This is a genomic window from Pseudomonas sp. GM55, assembly GCF_000282395.1.
Lineage (GTDB): Bacteria > Pseudomonadota > Gammaproteobacteria > Pseudomonadales > Pseudomonadaceae > Aquipseudomonas > Aquipseudomonas fluorescens_CC.
In genome coordinates, this window is the sequence record NZ_AKJJ01000034.1 from 123,495 (window position 1) to 142,772 (window position 19,278).

Annotated in this window: 17 protein-coding genes; 6 read left to right on the plus strand and 11 right to left on the minus strand. The window is 61.8% G+C overall.

The window, feature by feature from the left end; all coding sequences use genetic code 11:
- Positions 1-34: 34 nt before the first annotated feature.
- From miaA to PMI31_RS06155, 5 genes are read right to left on the minus strand one after another with little or no spacing between them, the layout of a single operon-like run.
- Positions 35-1,006: a tRNA (adenosine(37)-N6)-dimethylallyltransferase MiaA gene (gene miaA, locus PMI31_RS06135; protein ID WP_008016898.1), complete on the minus strand. Its 972-nt coding sequence runs from the start codon at positions 1,004-1,006 to the stop codon at positions 35-37.
- On the minus strand, positions 1,006-2,916 hold the full coding sequence (gene mutL, locus PMI31_RS06140; protein ID WP_008016899.1) for a DNA mismatch repair endonuclease MutL: 1,911 nt from the start codon (positions 2,914-2,916) through the stop codon (positions 1,006-1,008). The genes miaA and mutL overlap by 1 nt, the downstream gene beginning before the upstream one ends.
- Positions 2,913-4,343 (minus strand): N-acetylmuramoyl-L-alanine amidase, encoded by a 1,431-nt coding sequence (locus PMI31_RS06145; RefSeq protein ID WP_008016900.1) that lies wholly within the window; start codon positions 4,341-4,343, stop codon positions 2,913-2,915. Before PMI31_RS06145 ends, mutL begins: the two co-directional genes overlap by 4 nt.
- Positions 4,344-4,814, minus strand: coding sequence for a tRNA (adenosine(37)-N6)-threonylcarbamoyltransferase complex ATPase subunit type 1 TsaE (gene tsaE, locus PMI31_RS06150; RefSeq protein WP_008016901.1), 471 nt, complete (start codon positions 4,812-4,814; stop codon positions 4,344-4,346). It lies immediately after the preceding gene.
- Complete coding sequence (locus PMI31_RS06155; RefSeq protein WP_008016902.1) at positions 4,802-6,301, minus strand: bifunctional ADP-dependent NAD(P)H-hydrate dehydratase/NAD(P)H-hydrate epimerase; 1,500 nt, start codon at positions 6,299-6,301, stop codon at positions 4,802-4,804. Before PMI31_RS06155 ends, tsaE begins: the two co-directional genes overlap by 13 nt.
- Positions 6,302-6,364: 63 nt before the next feature.
- Here PMI31_RS06155 and queG point away from each other — a divergent pair, with 63 nt between their 5' ends.
- Positions 6,365-7,444, plus strand: a complete 1,080-nt coding sequence (gene queG, locus PMI31_RS06160) for a tRNA epoxyqueuosine(34) reductase QueG (protein ID WP_008016903.1) — start codon at positions 6,365-6,367, stop codon at positions 7,442-7,444.
- Here queG and PMI31_RS06165 read toward each other — a convergent pair.
- Positions 7,426-8,037, minus strand: a complete 612-nt coding sequence (locus PMI31_RS06165) for a trimeric intracellular cation channel family protein (RefSeq protein ID WP_008016905.1) — start codon at positions 8,035-8,037, stop codon at positions 7,426-7,428. The genes queG and PMI31_RS06165 overlap by 19 nt on opposite strands.
- 153 nt (positions 8,038-8,190) lie before the next feature.
- A complete protein-coding gene (orn, locus tag PMI31_RS06170) occupies positions 8,191-8,733 on the minus strand; it encodes an oligoribonuclease (RefSeq protein WP_007983969.1) in 543 nt (180 codons plus the stop codon).
- A 107-nt stretch (positions 8,734-8,840) separates the two neighbouring features.
- Here orn and rsgA point away from each other — a divergent pair, with 107 nt between their 5' ends.
- Positions 8,841-9,872, plus strand: a complete 1,032-nt coding sequence (gene rsgA / locus PMI31_RS06175) for a small ribosomal subunit biogenesis GTPase RsgA (protein WP_008016907.1) — start codon at positions 8,841-8,843, stop codon at positions 9,870-9,872.
- A 52-nt stretch (positions 9,873-9,924) separates the two neighbouring features.
- On the opposite strand, the gene motB is transcribed toward rsgA, so the two are convergent.
- Together motB and motA are read right to left on the minus strand one after the other, a co-directional pair.
- The gene (motB, locus tag PMI31_RS06180; RefSeq protein ID WP_008016908.1) at positions 9,925-10,947 is read right to left on the minus strand and encodes a flagellar motor protein MotB; all 1,023 of its coding nucleotides are present in this window, start codon (positions 10,945-10,947) and stop codon (positions 9,925-9,927) included.
- 3 nt (positions 10,948-10,950) lie between these two features.
- Positions 10,951-11,802, minus strand: coding sequence for a flagellar motor stator protein MotA (gene motA / locus PMI31_RS06185; RefSeq protein WP_008016909.1), 852 nt, complete (start codon positions 11,800-11,802; stop codon positions 10,951-10,953).
- 166 nt (positions 11,803-11,968) lie between these two features.
- Between motA and PMI31_RS06190 the strand changes: the two genes are divergently transcribed.
- Genes PMI31_RS06190 through asd form a run of 3 tightly spaced genes read left to right on the plus strand, consistent with a single transcriptional unit; the run spans position 11,969 to position 15,244 of the window.
- Positions 11,969-13,507, plus strand: a complete 1,539-nt coding sequence (locus PMI31_RS06190; protein ID WP_008016910.1) for an HDOD domain-containing protein — start codon at positions 11,969-11,971, stop codon at positions 13,505-13,507.
- 42 nt (positions 13,508-13,549) lie between these two features.
- The gene (rhdA, locus tag PMI31_RS06195) at positions 13,550-14,365 is read left to right on the plus strand and encodes a thiosulfate sulfurtransferase (RefSeq protein WP_008016911.1); all 816 of its coding nucleotides are present in this window, start codon (positions 13,550-13,552) and stop codon (positions 14,363-14,365) included.
- 18 nt (positions 14,366-14,383) lie between these two features.
- Positions 14,384-15,244, plus strand: a complete 861-nt coding sequence (gene asd / locus PMI31_RS06200) for an archaetidylserine decarboxylase (RefSeq protein WP_008016912.1) — start codon at positions 14,384-14,386, stop codon at positions 15,242-15,244.
- Between the two features lie 101 nt (positions 15,245-15,345).
- Here the strand turns inward: asd and serB are convergent, their stop codons facing one another.
- Entirely contained in the window at positions 15,346-16,560 is a 1,215-nt protein-coding gene (gene serB, locus PMI31_RS06205; RefSeq protein ID WP_008016913.1) for a phosphoserine phosphatase SerB, read from the minus strand.
- A 135-nt stretch (positions 16,561-16,695) separates the two neighbouring features.
- Between serB and PMI31_RS06210 the strand changes: the two genes are divergently transcribed.
- On the plus strand, positions 16,696-18,213 hold the full coding sequence (locus PMI31_RS06210) for an AhpA/YtjB family protein (protein WP_008016914.1): 1,518 nt from the start codon (positions 16,696-16,698) through the stop codon (positions 18,211-18,213).
- A gap of 252 nt (positions 18,214-18,465) precedes the next feature.
- Here the strand turns inward: PMI31_RS06210 and PMI31_RS06215 are convergent, their stop codons facing one another.
- Entirely contained in the window at positions 18,466-19,182 is a 717-nt protein-coding gene (locus PMI31_RS06215) for a PqiC family protein (RefSeq protein WP_008016916.1), read from the minus strand.
- Positions 19,183-19,278 lie beyond the last annotated feature (96 nt).

Genomic DNA, 19,278 nt, shown 5'->3' on the forward strand with positions numbered 1-19,278 from the left:
CACACCCCCAAGGATAGACGGCAATTGCAAGGACTCAGCTCAATATGGAGATGGCCCCAAGGTATTTCAAGGCGCGCGGCAGATTGTCGCAATCCAGACTGTCCAGCCAATGCAGATCAGTCCAGCTGCGCAGCCAGGTGAACTGGCGTTTCGCCAATTGGCGCGTGGCAATGATTCCACGCTCCTGCATCTCGGCTGACGTCAGCTTGCCATCCAGGTAGTCCCAGACTTGGCGGTAGCCTACTGCACGTATAGACGGCAACCCGGCATGCAGGTCACTTCTCTTACGCAGGGCTACGACCTCGTCAATGAATCCCTGTTCCAACATTAAAGTGAATCTTTGTTTAATTCGCTCGTGCAGTACCTGGCGATTTGCCGGGGCAATGGCCAAGTTCGCAACAGTATAGGGCAATTGTTGCTGTCCCGAAGCGGCTGCTTCGGTACTTTGCACAGATTGTCGCAAACGCAGGGCGGTCATGCTTTGACCGCTGACACGATAAACTTCCAGCGCTCGACTCAACCGCTGGGGATCGTTCGGATGTATTCGCGCCGCAGACTCCGGATCAATCACCGCCAATTGTTCGTGCAAGGCTTGCCAGCCAAGGCGTGCAGCCTCTTCTTCGATTTGCGCACGGACGTCGGGATCGGCGGCCGGCATATCCGCCAGGCCTTCAACCAAAGCCTTGTAATAGAGCATTGTGCCGCCCACCAGCAGCGGAATTTTTCCGCGCGCGGTGATATCGGCCATGGCTTCCAGTGCATCACGACGGAATTCCGCAGCCGAATAACTCTCGGCCGGGTCGAGAATATCGATCAGACGATGCGGATATTGCGCCAACAGTTCTTTTGAAGGCTTGGCGGTGCCGATGTCCATGCCACGGTAGACCAGCGCCGAATCGACGCTGATCAACTCGCAAGGCAGGACTTTGGTGAGTTCGATCGCCAGGTCGGTCTTGCCGGCGGCGGTCGGCCCCATCAGGAAAATCGCAGGAGGGAGCTGGTTCATCAACGACCGCGCAAGAACAGTTTGTCCAGATCGTCCAGGCCCAACTGGGTCCAGGTCGGTCGGCCATGGTTGCATTGACCGCTACGCTCGGTGTTTTCCATGTCACGCAGCAGACCGTTCATTTCCGGCAGGGCCAAACGCCGATTCGCACGAACCGCGCCATGGCAGGCCATGGTCCCGAGCAATTCGTTCAGGTGCGCCTGAATGCGGTCGCTGGTGCCGAACTCCATCAGGTCGGCCAGGACGTCGGCGACCAGCCGGTTGGCTTCGGCCTGCTTGAGCAGTGCCGGAATCTGCCGGATCGCCAGGGTTTCCGGACCCAGGCGCTGCAATTCAAAGCCCAGGCGCTGGAACCAGGCGACGTGCTCCTCGGCGCAATCGGCTTCACGCTGGCTGACGGCCAGGGACTCCGGCACCAGCAACGGCTGACCGCTCAGGCCCTCGCTGGCCATCGCCACCTTCAAACGCTCATACATGATCCGCTCGTGGGCGGCGTGCATATCCACCAGCACCAGGCCTTGAGCGTTCTCCGCAAGAATGTAGATGCCTTTGAGTTGTGCCAGCGCATAACCCAGCGGCGGGATGTCGTCTTGCCCGGCCGGCAGCGCGACGGCATTGGCCTCGGGCAGCGGCGCAAAAAACTCGCGATAGGCGGCCTGCGCCTCAGCGACAGGCACACCGGACTGCGGACGCGGCGTGTATTGATACTGATAGCCCGCGCCAGACCCCGAACCCGCCGGCGTATTGAACGACGGCTGGGCCTGAGGCTGCTCCAGCAGCGCATTGGCGGCCAGGCGCATTTCGCCCTGGGGCCCGAATTCACCGGCTTCGAGGCCGGTAGGCCGGACGATGGCCGTGGCAACCGGCGCCGCCAGATGATCATCGGGCCGCACATCGCCCAAGGCGCGGTGCAAGGTGCCATAGAGGAAATCATGGACCATGCGCCCTTCACGGAAGCGCACTTCGTGCTTGGTCGGATGCACGTTGACGTCGACGCCAGTCGGATCGACTTCGAAAAACAGCACAAAGGTCGGGTGCCGACCGTTGAACAGCACGTCGCGATAGGCCTGGCGCACGGCGTGAGCCACCAGCTTGTCGCGTACGGCACGGCCATTGACGAAGAAATACTGCAAATCGGCCTGACTGCGGTTGAAGGTCGGCAAGCCGACCCAGCCCCATAGATGCAGGCCGTTGCGCTCGATTTCGATCGGCAGCGCCTGCTCCAGGAAGCCCGGCCCGCAAATCGCCGCCACGCGCCGGGCACGGGCCGCATCATCATGGGCCTCATGCAGGCTGAGGATGGTCTTGCCGTTGTGGCGCAGATGGAAGGCCACATCGAAGCGCGCCAGGGCCAGGCGCCGGATCACTTCCTGCAGGTGATCGAATTCGGTTTTTTCGCTTTTGAGAAACTTGCGCCGCGCTGGCGTATTGAAGAACAGGTCACGCACTTCAACCGACGTGCCCACCGGGTGGGCCGCGGGTTGTACGCGGGGCGCCATGTCACGCCCCTCGGTCTCGACCTGCCAGGCCTGGTCGGCATCGCGGGTACGGGAGGTCAGGGTCAGGCGCGCGACGGAGCTGATCGATGCCAGGGCCTCGCCACGAAACCCCAGGCTCATGACCTGTTCGAGGTCTTCCAGGTTGCGGATCTTGCTGGTGGCGTGACGGGCCAGCGCCAGCGGCAAGTCATCGGCGGAAATGCCGCTGCCATCGTCGCGCACCCGCAGCAGCTTGACGCCGCCCTGCTCCACATCGACATCGATACGCCTGGCGCCGGAGTCGAGGCTGTTTTCCAGCAGCTCCTTGATCACCGAAGCCGGACGCTCGACCACCTCACCTGCGGCAATCTGGTTCGCCAGTCGCGGGCTGAGCAGCTCGATTCGAGCGCCACTGTTCACAACCTGATTCATTCTTTGGCCGCCAATTCAGTGCCCGGAATAGTCAGGTGCTGACCGATCTTGAGCTCATCGCTCGACAGGTTGTTGGCGCTGCGCAGGGTCGCGGGCGACACCTGATAGCGCACAGCGATCATCGCCAGGGTCTCGCCGGGATTGACGCGGTGGTCACGTGGACCTTGAACAATCTTGCCGGAGTCGCGCAGCCAGGCAATGTAGGTGCCCGGTGGCGGGTTCTGCTGGAAGAACTGGCGCACGCCGGCGCTGATCGAACGCGCCAGCGCCTGCTGGTGGTTCGATGCGGCAAGCTTCGAGGCTTCGTTGGCGTTGGAGATAAACCCGGTTTCCACCAGGATCGACGGAATATCCGGCGACTTCAGCACCATGAACCCGGCCTGTTCGACCCGTTGCTTGTGCAGAGGCGTCACCCGGCCAATGTTGCTCAGCACCTTCTGGCCAACGTTCAGGCTGGACGTCAGGGATGCCGTCATCGACAGGTCAAGCAGCACACCGGCGAGCATGCGGTCCTTGTCATCGAGGCTGACGTTGCCGGCACCACCGATCAGGTCGGAACGGTTTTCGCTGTCGGCCAGCCAGCGGGCCGTCTCCGAAGTGGCACCGCGATCAGACAGGGCAAATACCGAGGCGCCGAAAGCGGCGGCAGAAGGCGCGGCGTCGGCGTGGATCGAGACAAACAGGTCCGCGCCTTTCTTGCGGGCAATTTCGGTACGGCCGCGCAATGGAATGAAGTAGTCGCCGGTACGGGTCAGTTCGGCGCGGAAACCTTTCATGCCGTTGACCTGGCGTTGCAATTCGCGGGCAATCTGCAACACCACGTCTTTCTCGCGTTGTCCGCGAGAACCCGAAGCACCCGGGTCTTCACCCCCATGTCCGGCGTCGATCACCACAATGATGTCGCGCTTGCCGGCCGGAGCTGGCGGCAACTTGATTGCAGGTTCCGCAGGCGAGACCGGCACGGCGGGCACCGTGGCGACCGATGGCGTTGGTGCTGGAGGAGGTGCAGCATCTGCGGCGTTATCGAACAGATCGACCACCAACCGGTTGCCGTACTGGGCGTTCGGCGCCAGGGAGAAGCTTTTCGGTGTCACGGCCTTTTTCAGGTCGATGACCACCCGCAGGTCGGTCGGCGTACGTTGAGCCGAGCGCATGGCGGTAATCGGGGTGTTCGAGGTGTTGACATTGAGCGGCGCACCGAGGGTCGCGCCATTGATGTCGATGACCAGGCGATCCGGTGCCGTCAGGGTGAAGACGCTGTGTTGCACCGGGCCGGTCAGGTCAAACACCAGTCGTGTGTTGTCCGGTGCCCGCCACAGACGAACACTGTTGACCTTCGAATCGGCCACAGCGTCGACGGTTACCGCCAAAAACAACACCCCTACGGCAGCCACCAACGCGCGAAAGCGCATACCTAACCCCATCATCTATTTGGATTCCAATGCCAAAGCGGCACACCAGGCCTCGCCACGCGAGCCCTGGGATAAAATTTTCAGCGAACGCCCGCTGTCTTGCGGGCTAATGGTAATGGTCAGGTCCGGCTTTGGCAAAAAGCCTGCACCTTTGTCGGGCCACTCGATCAGACACAGGGCATCGTCTTCGAAGTAGTCGCGGATACCGAGGAACTCCAGCTCTTCCGGATCGACCAGCCGGTACAAATCGAAGTGAAAGGCGCGGATGTCGCCGATTTCGTAGGGTTCGACCAAGGTGAAGGTCGGGCTTTTTACTGCCCCGGCATGCCCCAGTCCGCGGATGATGCCTCGGGACAACGTGGTTTTACCCATCCCCAGGTTGCCCTCAAGGAAGATCAGGCCATGGCCTTGGGTGATTCGGGCAATGCGTGCGCCAAAGTCGCTCATGGCCTGTTCATCGGCCAGGTACAGGGTTACTTCAGACACGGTGCTTGCTCCTCCAACAACTGACGAATGGCTGGAATCAGATCACTGGCCGCCAGCCCACGGCCCAATTTTCCTTGTTGTTCACCGGCATTGGCGTGCAGCCAGACCGCCAGGCAGGCCGCGTCGAATGGCTCCATGCCCTGGGCCAGCAACGCGCCAAGCAAACCGGCCAGGACATCGCCCAAACCGGCAGCGGCCATCGCCGGATGCCCCTGATGACACAGCGCCAGACGTCCGTCGGGATGGGCGATCAGGCTACCGGCACCTTTCAGCACCACCACTGCTGAGTATTTCTTGCTCAACGCCATCGCTGCGGCCGGGCGATCGGCCTGCACCTGGGCAGTGCTGCCCCCCAGCAAGCGCGCCGCTTCGCCCGGATGCGGAGTGATCACGCAATCCTTGGGCAAACGGACGAAACCGCCTGCCAGCAGGTTCAATGCGTCGGCATCCCACACTTGCGGCAATGGCGCGTTGGCGGCGGCCGACAACAATGAACGCCCCCAACCGGCCTGCCCGAGGCCTGGACCGACCACCAGCACTGAGACTTTCTCCAACAGCCCCATCAACTGATTGGCCGACGAAGTGCCGAGCGCCATGGCTTCCGGCACTCGGCTCAACGCCGCTGGCACATGCTCGGGACGGGTTGCCAGCGAAACCATTCCAGCGCCGCTGCGCAATGCGCTTTCGGTGCTGAGCAGGATCGCTCCGCCAAGGCCATGATCGCCACCGATCAACAGTACATGCCCGAAACGCCCCTTGTGGGACGTCGGTGGGCGAGCCGCCGGGCGCGGAAGATTAGCTGCGTTGAGACGTCGGGCGCGAACAGGAATATCACTGTATGTTTCAGCTGTGGCTTGCAGGTCGTTGAACACCAGCTCGCCGACGTGATCCGCTGCGTCGCCCGTGAACAGACCCGCTTTCAGCCCGATGAAAGTCACCGTGAGATCGGCGCGCACCGCGACACCCAATTCTCGCCCGGTGTCGGCACACAGTCCGGAAGGAATATCGACCGCCGTCACCGACAGGCCGCTGGCATTGATCGTTTTAATGGCAGCCGAGTAAGGCTCGCGCACTTCGCCGCTCAGGCCGGTGCCGAGCAAGGCATCGAGGACAACACCACGCAACTCGCTCTGGTCGCTCCAGCCCTGCACCGCGACGCCTTCAGCCAGCGCCTCGGTATGGGCCAGCGCGGCATCGCCCTGCAAGCGCCGCGGATCACCGACCGCCAGCACGCGCACCTGCCACCCGGCACGCCGTGCCAGCACGGCCACCAGATAACCGTCGCCAGCGTTGTTGCCATGCCCGGCGAGCACGGTCAGTTCATTCGCCGATGGCCATTGCCGTACCAGCGCCCGCCACGTTGCACGGGCTGCGCGTTGCATCAATTCGAAGCCCTGCGTGCCCGCGGCAATCAGCCGCGCGTCGAGCGCACGCAACTGTGCGGCACCGTACAGCGCGTCGGGTAATTCATCTTTCGTCTGTGGCATGCGTCTTCAGGCTCCGATGTCTGGCAGAATTATACGCACCTCAGCTCCGGTTTCTCTCGCCTCATGTCCGCCATCACCACAGACCTGCCTGCCCTCGCCCAAGCCATCAAGGACTGGGGGCGCGAGCTGGGCTTTCAGCAAGTCGGCATCAGCGGCCTCGACCTGGGCGAGCATGAGCAACACCTGGAGCGCTGGCTCGCCGCCGGCTACCACGGCGAAATGGACTACATGGGCGCTCATGGCAGCAAGCGCTCGCACCCGGAAGAACTGGTGCCCGGCACTTTGCGGGTGGTTTCGCTGCGCATGGACTATCTGGCGGGCGACACCCACATGGCGAAAATGCTCGCCCAGCCGGAAAAAGCCTACGTCTCGCGCTATGCCCTGGGTCGCGATTACCACAAGTTGATCCGTAAACGCGTGCAACAACTGGCGGAAAAGATTCAAGCAGTCATCGGGCCTTTCGGCTATCGCGCTTTCGTCGACAGTGCCCCGGTGCTGGAAAAAGCCATCGCCGAACAGGCCGGCCTGGGCTGGATCGGCAAGAACACCCTGGTCTTGAATCGCAAGGCCGGCAGTTATTTCTTCCTCGCCGAATTGTTCGTCGATTTGCCGCTGCCGGTAGACCCGCCTCACGCCAGCGAACACTGCGGTCGCTGTAGCGCCTGCCTCGACATCTGCCCGACCAATGCCTTCGTCGGTCCCTATGTGCTGGACGCCCGACGCTGCATTTCCTACCTGACCATCGAACTCAAAGGCGCGATCCCTGAAGACCTGCGGCCGCTGATCGGCAACCGGGTGTTCGGTTGCGACGATTGTCAGATTGTCTGCCCATGGAACCGCTTCGCCCGTCCGTCCGGTGAAAGCGACTTCAAACCGCGGCACAACCTGGACAACGCTGAGCTGGCCGAACTGTTCATGTGGGATGAGGAAAAATTCCTGAGCAGTACCGAAGGCTCGCCGCTGCGCCGGACCGGTTACGAAAACTGGCTGCGCAACCTGGCGGTAGGCCTGGGCAATGCGCCTTCAACGATTCCGGTGCTGGAAGCGTTGAAGGCGCGACGGGAACATCCTTCGCAACTCGTACGCGAACATGTCGAGTGGGCGTTGCGGCAACATGCCGAACGTCAGGCTTCGTCGTTATAGACGAACTTGGGCATTTCCCAATGAAAACGGATCGCCAGCAAGCGCAACAGAAACCCGCCGAACAGGGTAATCAGAATCGATTGCTCAGCGGGTAACTGCAGATAGATGCAGAGCATGTAGCACCACGCCGCCGCGAACGAGACGCTGGCATAGAGCTCCCGCCGGAAGATCAGCGGAATATCGTTGCAGAAGATGTCCCGCAGGATGCCGCCGAAGACGCCGGTGATCACGCCGCTGACCGAAGCCACCAGCATGCCGTGGCCCATTTCCAGCGCGGTCATGCAGCCGATCAGGGTGAACGCCACCAGACCAATGGCGTCGAGCACCAGAAACAGCGAGCGCAGGTGGCGCATCCAGCGCGCCGTGAACACAGTGATCATCGCGGCGGCCGTGGTCAGCACCAGGTATTCCGGGTGTTTGACCCACGTCAACGGGTAATGCCCGAGCAGCACATCGCGCACCGACCCGCCACCCAGCGCCGTGACGCAAGCGATCAGCACCACACCGAACCAGTCCATGCCACGACGCCCGGCAGACAGGGCGCCGGTCATGGCTTCGGCGGTGATGGCGATCAGGTAGAGCATCAGCAGCATAGTGGCGGTCCTTGCAGAAAGGCGCGCAGTCTACTGACTTCGCCGGAGCACCAAAAGAGGGCATCACTACTTATAGGAGCCGGCTTGCCGGCGATGACGTCCTCATGGGCCCCATCGCTGGCAAGCCAGCTCCTACAAGGTCGAGCTTCAAGCTCAGGCTTTGATGAAATGCTTGCGGTAGTGCTGCAATTCGGCGATGGATTCGCGGATGTCGTCCAGCGCCAGGTGGGTGCTGCCCTTCTTGAAGCTGTCACGCACGTCTGGTGCCCAGCGCGCAGCCAGCTCTTTGAGCGTGGACACGTCGAGATTGCGGTAGTGGAAATAGCTTTCCAGGGATTTCATGTGCGTATAAAGGAAGCGACGATCCTGGCAGATACTGTTGCCGCAGATCGGCGATTTGCCCTTCGGTACCCACTTTTCCAGGAAGGCGATGGTTTCGGCCTCGGCTTCGGCCATGCTGATGCGGCTGTCGCGAACCCGCTGGGTCAGCCCGGAACCGCCGTGCTGACGGGTGTTCCACTCGTCCATGCCGGCGAGGATTTCGTCGCTGTGGTGAATGGCGATCACCGGGCCTTCGGCCAGGGTGTTCAGGTCACTGTCGGTGACGATGGTGGCCATTTCGATAATGACGTCGGTATCAGGGTTCAAACCGGTCATTTCCAGGTCGATCCAGATCAGGTTCTGCGGATTTTGCATGTGTCGGCTCCTAGGCAATGCTGCGCAGTTTAGCCTAGGCCGGTGGCCGGGCGTGCTAAACTCGCGGCCGTTTTACCTAATCGCTGCATTCTTGATACGGAACACCCATGGCCAAACGCCAACTCAATCGCCGCCAAAACTGGCGCATCGAAAAGATTCAGGGCGAACGCGCTGCCCGCGCCGCCAAACGCGAGTCCTCGGCTGTCGAGGCACTTGAGGGCGGCGATCTGGGCCCGGAACAGCACGGTCTGGTGATCGCGCACTTCGGTGTGCAGGTCGAGGTCGAAGCCCGCGACGGCGAACTGGCCGGCCAGGTGTTCCGTTGCCACCTGCGCGCCAACCTGCCGGCGCTGGTGACAGGCGACCAGGTAGTGTGGCGTGCCGGCAACCAGGGCATCGGCGTGATCGTGGCACAACTGCCGCGCAACACCGAGCTGTGTCGCCCGGACAGCCGAGGCCAGCTCAAGCCGGTGGCGGCCAACGTCGACATGATTGTCATCGTGTTTGCACCGCTGCCCGAACCCCACGCCAACCTGATCGACCGCTATCTGGTGGCAGCCGAGCATGCGGGCATCAAGCCGCTGTTGCTGCTGAACAAGTTCGACCTGATCGACGAACACAACGCTCCGGCGCTCAATGCCTTGCTCGCCGTGTACCGCACCCTCGGCTATCCGGTGCTGGAAGTGTCGGCGCACCATGGCAACGGCATGGAGCAATTGCAGGCACAACTGGACGGGCGCATCAGCGTGTTCGTCGGCCAGTCCGGTGTCGGCAAGTCGTCGCTGGTCAACAGCCTGCTGCCGGATGTCGAAACCCGCGTCGGCCCGCTGTCCGAGCTGTCCGGCCAGGGCACTCACACCACCACCACCGCGCGGTTGTTCCACTTCCCAGGCGGCGGTGAGTTGATCGACTCCCCGGGTATCCGCGAATTCGGCCTGGGCCACGTCAGTCGTGCCGATGTCGAAGCCGGCTTCATCGAATTCAACGACCTGCTCGGCACCTGCCGCTTCCGTGACTGCAAGCATGACCGCGAACCCGGTTGCGCCCTGCTCAAGGCCCTTGAGGACGGCCGCGTGCAGCAGCAACGGATGAACAGCTACCGCTCGATCATCGCCAGCTTGCCGGAAAACGGCTACTGAGCCGCTTCCCGCAGACATGAAAAAGCCGCGATGATCGCGGCTTTTTCATGGGTCACTGTTTAGGCGCGTCACCCGGTTTGGGCGCCGGATTGTCAAACAGATTCAGCCGCTCGCGAAGTTCGTGGGCCGGTAGCGGCTCCTTGTCCGCCGGCAACGCGTTCGGGTCAGCCGGCGCGGCAGGCGCTGCGCCGGGAGCGCCTTGGGAGGCATCTGGAGCCGGCTCCGCGCCTTGGGATCCTTCGATGGCGCGCTGGGCTTTCTTGGTCAGCACGATGATGTCGATACGGCGGTTGACCGGATTGAACGGGTGCTCGCGGTCGAACAGGGCCGACGAGGCATAACCGACCACGCGCGCCACCTGCGCATCCGGATAGCTGCCCGCCACCAGCGCGCGACGTGCCGCGTTGGCACGGTTGGCCGACAGCTCCCAGTTACCGAAATCACCGGTGCCGGTGTATGGCTTGGCATCGGTGTGGCCGCTGATACTGATCTTGTTCGGCACCGCCTTGATGGTGTCGGCCATGGCCAGCAGGATGTCTTCGAAATACGGCTTCAAGCGAGCTGAACCTGAATCGAACATCGGCCGGTTCTCGGCATCGACGATCTGGATACGCAGGCCGTCCGGGGTGATCTCGAACATGATCTGGTCTTTGAATTTCTGCAGCTGCGGATTCTCTTCGACCTTGTTTTGCAACTCTTGCAGCAACAGCTCGAGGCGTTCCTTCTCCACCATTTCGGCCATGCCTTCGACCTGCTCGGCATCGACGGTCACCTTGTCCGGCTGTGGCTGGGATTTCACCTCGGGGTTGAGGGTGTTTTCCGGCGCCAACTCTGGCGTGCCGCCCAGATCGATGATGTACGGCGTGCCGCTTTCGGTGAAGCCGATCGGGTCCTTGAAGTAACCGGCGATGGCAATCTTCTGTTCCGGCGTGGCGGTGGACAGCAGCCACAACACCAGGAAGAACGCCATCATCGCCGTGGCAAAGTCAGCGAAGGCGATTTTCCAGGAGCCCCCGTGATGCCCGCCGGCGTAGCGCTTGACGCGCTTGATGATTATCGGCTGATTGTTCTCCATGGTTTAGCGACCACGAACCGCTTGTTCCAGCTCCGCGAAGCTAGGGCGGTGCGCCGGGTACAGAACCTTGCGCCCGAACTCTACCGCCAGCGATGGCGGCATGCCGGAAGCCGAAGCGACCAACGAGGCCTTGATGGCTTCGTAGACGTTCAGCTCTTCCTTGGCATCGTGACCCAGGGCATGTGCCAGGGGACCGAAGAAGCCGTAGGCCGCGAGAATACCGAAGAAGGTACCGACCAGTGCCGCACCGACGTGCAGGCCAATCATTTTCTGGTCGCTTTCACCCAGCGAAGCCATGGTCACCACAATACCCAACACCGCCGCGACGATACCGAAACCCGGCATGGCGTCGGCAATGCCGTTCACTGCGTGGGACGGGTGATCCAGGTCTTCCTTGAGGCTGGCAAGCTCCATGTCGAACAGGTTTTCAAGTTCGTGGGGAGCCATGTTGCCGGAGGACATGATGCGCAGGTAATCGCAGACAAATGCTGTCATGCGCTCATCCTTGAGGACCGTAGGGTACTTGGCGAAGATCGGGCTCGCGGCGGCATCTTCGATATCGCCTTCAATCGCCATCATGCCTTCGCGGCGACTCTTGTTGAGGATCTCGTAGATCAGGCCCAGCACTTCCAGATAGAACCCGTGGTTGAAGCGTGAACTGAACATTCCCAAGGCTTTCTTGAGAACGTGCATCGCCATATGGCCAGGGTTGGCCTGCAGGAATGCGCCGAGGGCCGCACCACCGATAATCATGACCTCGAAAGGCTGGATCAGGGCGGCAATCTTGCCGTGGGAAAGCACGTATCCGCCGAGCACGCTCGCGAATACGACAATGATGCCGATAATTTTAGCCATAGGTAGGAGAGCACTTACTGAGTCGGGTTCAAGGTCATATTCGGAAGTTAAAAAATCTCTTCTTCTACTTATCGGCAAAACTGCGCCAGACTATAGCCCGTTCAGGCGAAAAGCCAATTTGACCCACTCCGGGCCTGGGTAATGCTGACGATGATCGCCTCCAACCATGGTTAACGAAACGAACGTTCCAACGCCAAAACCGACGACACTCGAAGGCTGGATCAAGCTGCTCGATGGCGTACGCCTTCCCGTCCCGCAAGCCAGCCACGACCTTGTCTGCAAGGCCATCCGCGACAACCGCAGCTCGCTGCGCGACATCGCCGACCTCATGCAAGGCAGCCCGGCCCTGGCCTTGAGCGTGATTCGCGAAGCCAACCGGCACACCCACGGCAGCATGACGGAGCCTGCGGAAAACCTCGAGATCGCGATCAATCGCCTTGGCCTCAAGCGCACCGAAGAGCTGCTCGCGCGCTTGCCCGCTGAACCCCAGTCCGACATTCCCAAAGCCTTGCGTCAGCTGCAGATGATCAGCCAGCACGCCACGCAACAGGCCAACGGTTTTTTTGCCAGTCGCCTGGCACGCCTGTGGCAAGACATCCACTGGGGTAGCCTGCTGTTCCTTTCGCCCCTGTGGCCGTTGGCGCTGACCCATCCAGAACTGCTCGAAGACTGGGAACTGCGGGTCATCCACAAAGGCGAGTCGGCACGCAAAGTCGAGCGGCAACTGTTTGGTGTACGCCTGCTGGACATCGGCCAGGCACTGGTGGAGACCTGGCGCTTGCCGATCTGGGTACAGCAAGGCTATCGACTGTTGCTCACCGAACAGCGGGAACTGGTGAAAGTCCTGCGCATTGCCCGTGACAGCAAGCATCCATTGCGTCAGCAGAACCGCCTCGATGACAACCCGACCCTGCGCCGCTGGCTCAATCAACCGGCCAATACGGTGTTGCTGGCCAACGGGTTGGCGCTGTCGGCGCAACACGCCTGGGACAGCCCGCACAGTGAGCGCTGGCAGTACCTGACCAGCCTTTACCTGCAAATGCCGATGGACGAGGTGCAGCAGCAACTTCATCAGCAAGCCGCCAACAGCGCGCGCCAGCATGCCATGCCCGATCTCTGGCACCCCGCCGAATCGCTGATCTGGCCGTGGGGCATGAACCGTATCCACGCCGGACTGCTACCGGCCGCGGCCCCCACCGCCGAAGATCTGGCGAAATGGCGCAAGCAATGCGCCGAATTGCTGGTCGAGCCGAGCCGCTTCACCAACGCCATGCACCTGACGATCGCCGCCCGGGACGCCCTCGCAGCCTGCGGCATGCGTCGGGTGATGATCCTGATGGCCGACCGCACCCACGCCAACCTGCGCGTGCACCAGACGGCCGGCCTGCCGAAAGAGGCGGCCGGGCTGAACTTCGTGGTCAGCCAGAGCAACGTGTTGCAACGCCTGCTCGCGCAACAGGCCCAGGTCCGCCTGACGCCAGCCAACAACGCGCAATTCTCGGCCCTGCTGCCCAACAATCTGCGTTCGCAGTTCAGCGGCGAACACCTGCTGCTGCGTTCGCTGGTCAACAATGGCCGGGTGATCATGATCGTCGTGGCGGACCAGGGCGGTGGGCCGTTTTCGGAAATTTCCGTACAGGCCTTCGGCAAAACCGCACAATGCATCGAAAAAGCCCTGCACAGCTTTAGCAACCGAGGCCAATAAGCTGCGCTACAATCCTCCCTTTTTGTGCTCTGGAGACCTCACATGTCTGACTTCTCTGGCTTGCCGCTGGTGATCGAGCCGAGCGACTTGCTCCCTCGCCTCGACGCCCGCGAACTGATTCTGGTGGACTTGACCAGTGCCGCCCGCTACGCCGAAGGGCACATTCCCGGCGCGCGCTTTGTCGATCCCAAACGCACGCAACTGGGTCAGGCGCCCGCCCCGGGGCTGATGCCCCCGCAGGCAGCACTCGAAACGTTGTTTGGCGAGTTGGGACACAACCCCGACGCGGTCTACGTGGTGTATGACGACGAAGGCGGCGGTTGGGCCGGACGCTTTATCTGGCTGCTGGATGTCATCGGCCACAGCAAGTACCACTACGTCAATGGCGGCCTGCCGGCCTGGCTGGCAGAAGGTTCGCCCATGTCGATCCAGATCCCGCCACCCGTGGGTGGCCCGGTTTCTTTGACCTTGCACGACGAACCCACTGCCACCCGCGAATACCTGCAAAGCCGTCTCGGCGCCGCCGACCTGGCCATCTGGGACGCACGCGGGCCGCTGGAGTATTCCGGTGAGAAAGTCCTGGCAGCCAAGGGCGGCCACATTCCCGGCGCGGTCAATTTCGAATGGACCGCCGGCATGGATCAGGCGCGCCAGTTGCGCATCCGCACCGATATGCAGCAGATCCTCGAACAACTCGGGATCAGCAAAGACAAAGAAGTGATTACCCACTGCCAGACCCATCATCGTTCTGGCTTCACCTATCTGGTGGCCAAGGCTCTCGGTTATCCGCGGGTCAAAGGCTACGCCGGCTCCTGGGGCGAATGGGGCAACCATCCCGATACGCCCGTAGAGATTTAAGTTTTTCAAGGACAGTTAATGAACAAGCGTCTGTTTATCCTCAGCCAGTACCTGCTGCCCCACAACTTGCTCTCGCGACTGGCCGGCTGCATCGCCGAATGCCGCGTGCGCTGGTTCAAGAACGCCTTTACCGCCTGGTTCGCCAAGCGTTACCAGGTGGACATGTCCCAGGCGCTGGTCGAAGACCTGACCGCCTACGAGCACTTCAATGCGTTCTTCACCCGCGCACTGAAAGACGGTGCCCGCCCGCTGGACGAGACCCCGGGCGCGATCCTCAGCCCGGCCGACGGCGCGATCAGCCAGCTCGGCCCGATCGAGCACGGTCGTGTGTTCCAGGCCAAGGGCCACAGCTTCAGCGTGCTGGAACTGCTCGGTGGCGATGCGGCGAATGCTGCGCCGTTCATGGGCGGCGACTTCGCGACCATCTACCTGTCGCCGAAGGACTATCACCGCGTGCACATGCCGCTGGCTGGCACCCTGCGCGAGATGATCTACATCCCGGGTCGTCTGTTTTCGGTCAACCAGACCACCGCTGAAAACGTTCCGGAACTGTTTGCCCGCAACGAGCGCGTGGCGTGCATTTTCGACACCGAGCACGGCCCGATGGCCGTGGTGCTGGTGGGCGCGATGATCGTGGCCTCGATCGAAACCGTCTGGGCGGGCCTGGTGACGCCGCCCAAGCGCGAACTGAAAACCTTCCGTTACGACGAAGCCTCCCGCGCACCGATCCACCTGGAAAAAGGTGCGGAACTGGGTCGCTTCAAGCTGGGTTCGACCGCTGTCGTGCTGTTCGGGCCGGATCAGGTGAAGTGGGCTGAAGAAATGACCGCCGGTACAGCGGTGCAGATGGGTCAGGGCATGGGCCTGCCAAAGGCATAAGTCTGAACCTGTAGGAGCCGGCTTGCCGGCGAATGTTACAACGCGGTGTGCCTGATACGCCGCCTTCGCTGGCAAGCCAGCTCCTACAGTGGGTTTACGTGTTACAGCTGGCCGTCGCGATCGCGCAAGCCCAGCAGATACAGCACACCATCCAGCCCCAGCGTCGAAATCGCCTGCTTGGCCGATTGCTTGACCAGCGGCTTGGCGCGGAACGCCACGCCCAACCCGGCAATCGCCAGCATTGGCAGATCGTTGGCACCGTCGCCGACCGCAATGGTCTGCTCCAGGCGCAAGCCTTCCTTGTGTGCCAATTCCTTCAGCAAATCCGCCTTGCGCTGCGCGTCGACAATCGGCTCGATCGCCACGCCGGTGACTTTGCCGTCGACCACTTCCAGTTCGTTGGCGAAAACGTAGTCGATGCCCAGTTTGGCCTGCAATTGCTTGGCAAAGTAAGTGAAGCCACCCGACAGAATCGCGGTCTTGTAGCCCAGGCGCTTGAGTTCGGCGAACAGGGTTTCGGCACCTTCGGTCAGGCGCAGCGAGGCGCCTATGGAGTCCAGCACGTTGACGTCCAGACCTTTGAGCAAGGCCAGACGCTCTTTGAAACTGGCACGGAAATCCAGCTCACCGGCCATTGCCCGCTCGGTGATTTCCGACACCTTGTCACCCACACCGGCCGCCTTGGCCAGTTCATCGATCACTTCGGCTTCGATAAGCGTTGAATCCATGTCGAACACGGCCAGGCGACGGTTGCGACGGAACAGCGAATCTTCCTGGAAGGCGATGTCGACATTCAGTTCCTGGGCAACGCTGAGGAATTCTGCCCGCAGCGCCTGCGGATCAGCCGCCTCGCCACGCACGGAAAATTCGATGCAGCCCTTGCCCTTGTCGGCCGGGGTGTCCAGCGGCATGCGCCCGGAAAGACGGTCGATGTGGTCAATGTTCAGGCCATATTTGGCGGTGATCGAGCTCACGGCCTGCAACTGCCCGGCTGTGACCTTGCGGGTCAACAGGGTCACGATGTGGCGTTTTTTGCCCTGGTTGCCGACCCACTGCTGGTAATCCTGTTCGGATACCGGCGTGAAACGCACCTGTTGATCGAGCTCATAGCCCTTGAACAGGATGTCCTTGAGCACGGACTTGCCTTGCTCGGTGTCAGGAATTTCAACCAGGATGCCGAACGACAAGGTGTCGTGGATCACCGCCTGACCGATGTCGAGAATGTTCACACCACCCTGGGCCAGAACGCCGGTAATGGCCGCAGTCAGACCCGGACGGTCCTCACCAGTGATGTTTATCAGGACGATTTCGCGCAAGGCGCACCCCCGCAGGTGGAAAAAAACCGCATTCTACCCACTTTCAGTGACCATCGGGCACCGTGAGCGCTTTGACGGTCTAGGGCCTGTCGCTATACTGCGCGTCAACTTCACGGACAAAAGAGCCGAGCTCAAGTGAACCGGCCCACGCCAGTAAAAACCGACAACTTCTTCCTGCTGATCTTCCGGGCACTGCGTCACCGCCGTGTACCGATTGCATTGCGCATTGCCAGCCATAACGTGATCCTGGTCGCCCTGGCCCTGGTCATCTATGCCGGTGTGATGGGCTTGCAGTTCAAGCAGGCCATGCACGAGCAGGCGGATGCGCTGGGCGAAAGCCTGACCACGCAGACGGCCACCTCGGCCACCGAGCTGTTGGTGTCCAACGACATCCTCAGCCTCAACGTGCTGCTCAATAACCTGACCAAGAACAAGCTGGTGGCCCACGCCGCCATCTACAGCCCGGACAACCGCATCCTCGCCGAATCCGGCCAGCGCCCCAAGCATGGCCTGCTGGGCGAAGCCGAGGGCATGTACCAGAGCAAGATCACCTTCCAGGACGTGACCGCCGGGCAATTGCGCATCAGCCTGGACATGGACCAGTTCCAGCAGCCGATGACCATCAGCCTGCAAAGCATGGGCATCCTCAGCGCCATCCTGCTCGCCCTGTCTTTGGCCTTGAGCCTGCGCATGGGGCGTTATCTCTCCACGCCGCTGCTGCAATTGCGGGTGTGGCTGCGCAATATCGATGAATACACCCCGGCCACCGACCGCCAGGACGAAATCGGTGACCTGGCGCGTCAGCTGCACGCCAATTTCGCCCCGGAACCCGCCCCTGTGCCGGAACCGGAGCCGGAATTCGACGGCATCGATGACGAGGCCGACCCGGCCTTCGAAGTGCGTAACCTGCGCGATCCGAGTTTCGACGAGAGCCGCCCGGTAGCGGCGCTCAAGCCAGCGCCACGGCAGATCGTCAGCACCGTCGAAGACGACGATGATGAAGACCCGTTCGCCGACCTGCGCGACGAGTCGCTGGACAGCACCCCACAACCGGTGATTCGCAAGGCCACGCCGAGCGTGCCGCAACACAGCGCGGTGCTGGCAGTGCAACTGGGTTCCCAGGAACAACTGCGCCGCCTGCCGCGGGCACGCCTGGAAGAACTGCTCGAACGCTATCGCGACTGCCTAGACCAGGCCGCTTCGCTGTATCAAGGCGAAGTGGAGACCTTGAACGATGGCAGCACCTTGATGTTGTTCCACACCGAAGACAGCGGCGACGATTACCTGACCAACGCCATTTGCTGTGGCGAGCTGCTGCGAGCCCTGGGCCACCAGTTGCAGATCGAAGTCGCGGACAGCGGCATCACCCTGCAATTGCAGCTGGGCCTGACCCTCGGCGAGGAACTGTTCGGCCTGAGCCAGATCGACCTGCTGCTGACCGACTCCGCCCAGGACGCCCTGGCCCTGTCGCAACACAGCCGCAACCTGCTGTTGGTGGAGCGCAAGATCAGCGATGACGCGCTGATCCGCCAGCGCGCGCGGATCCGCCCGATCGCCAGCCCTGAAGGTGCGTGCTGCGTGGAGCGGTTGATGGAGCCGTATCCGTCGATGCTTGAACGGCAATTGGCGCGAATGCACGAGCGCCGCGCTTAAGCCACAGGCCCGGCCACAATGAAGCCCGCAGATGAGCGATCGTCTGCGGGCTTTTTTGTTGCCTGTCCTGACGCCTTCGCGGGCAAGCCCGCTCCCACAGGTTCAGGGGGCGTTCACATAGTTTGTGTACGACGCGGACACTGTGGGAGCGGGCTTGCCCGCGAAGAGGTCAGGACAGGCGATAAGTATCTCTGGCCTGCAGAAACAACAAAGCCCGCACAGAGGCGGGCTTTGCAGGGATTCAGTCCAGGCTTAGAAGCGGAACACTTCCATATCCGTACGAATAGGCGCGGCCATCGGGATCTTCGGCTGCTTTTCCTGTTCTACCGCAGGTGCTGTCGCCTTGGCTGCCGCCGGCTTGCGCGGGACTTCGGCGATCGGTGGCTGATTGGCCAGAGGCTTGATTGCCACCGACAGTTGCTCGGCCAGGCGTTGCAACAACACGCCCTGCGCCTGGACCTGAGCCGCCGTACTACCGGCATGCTGTTCCTGCAAATGGATGATGCGGTTGTCGCGGACCTGCCCGCGACGGTCGATCAGGCGCCATTGCGCATCGAGGATCGCCGGTTGTTTTTCACCCGAATCCAGGCGAGTGATGGTCAACAGCACCTGAACGTCCGGGGTGAAACCCGCTGTCGCCGGAGCCAGCACCACGCGCTGGCTGTCCAGGCGACCCGAGACCTGACGCAGCAGCAGCTGATCGATATCCGACGAAAGGCTGCCAGCCCAGCGACCATCGGTCGAGGCTTGCAGGCTTCCATCCGGCTGACGCTGCAACAGGGTTTCGCGTTGCAGGTAGTCGGCCACGGTGACCGGGCCCAACAATACCGCCATGCCAGCGTTCTGTGCAGGCTGAGCCGGACTTCCAGCGTCCAGCTGGTACAACGACACCGGTTGGTGAACGCTGCAACCCGCCAGGCCAAGTATGCCGGCGAGCATGAGAATAAAAGGAAGGCGCAGAGCAGTCATCGTCCCATCCAGGTGATCGCCAAAAGGCTGACCACAGTGAAAATACTCAACAAATATTAAAAATGCGCGGCTACGCCGACGCTTGAAAGGCCATAT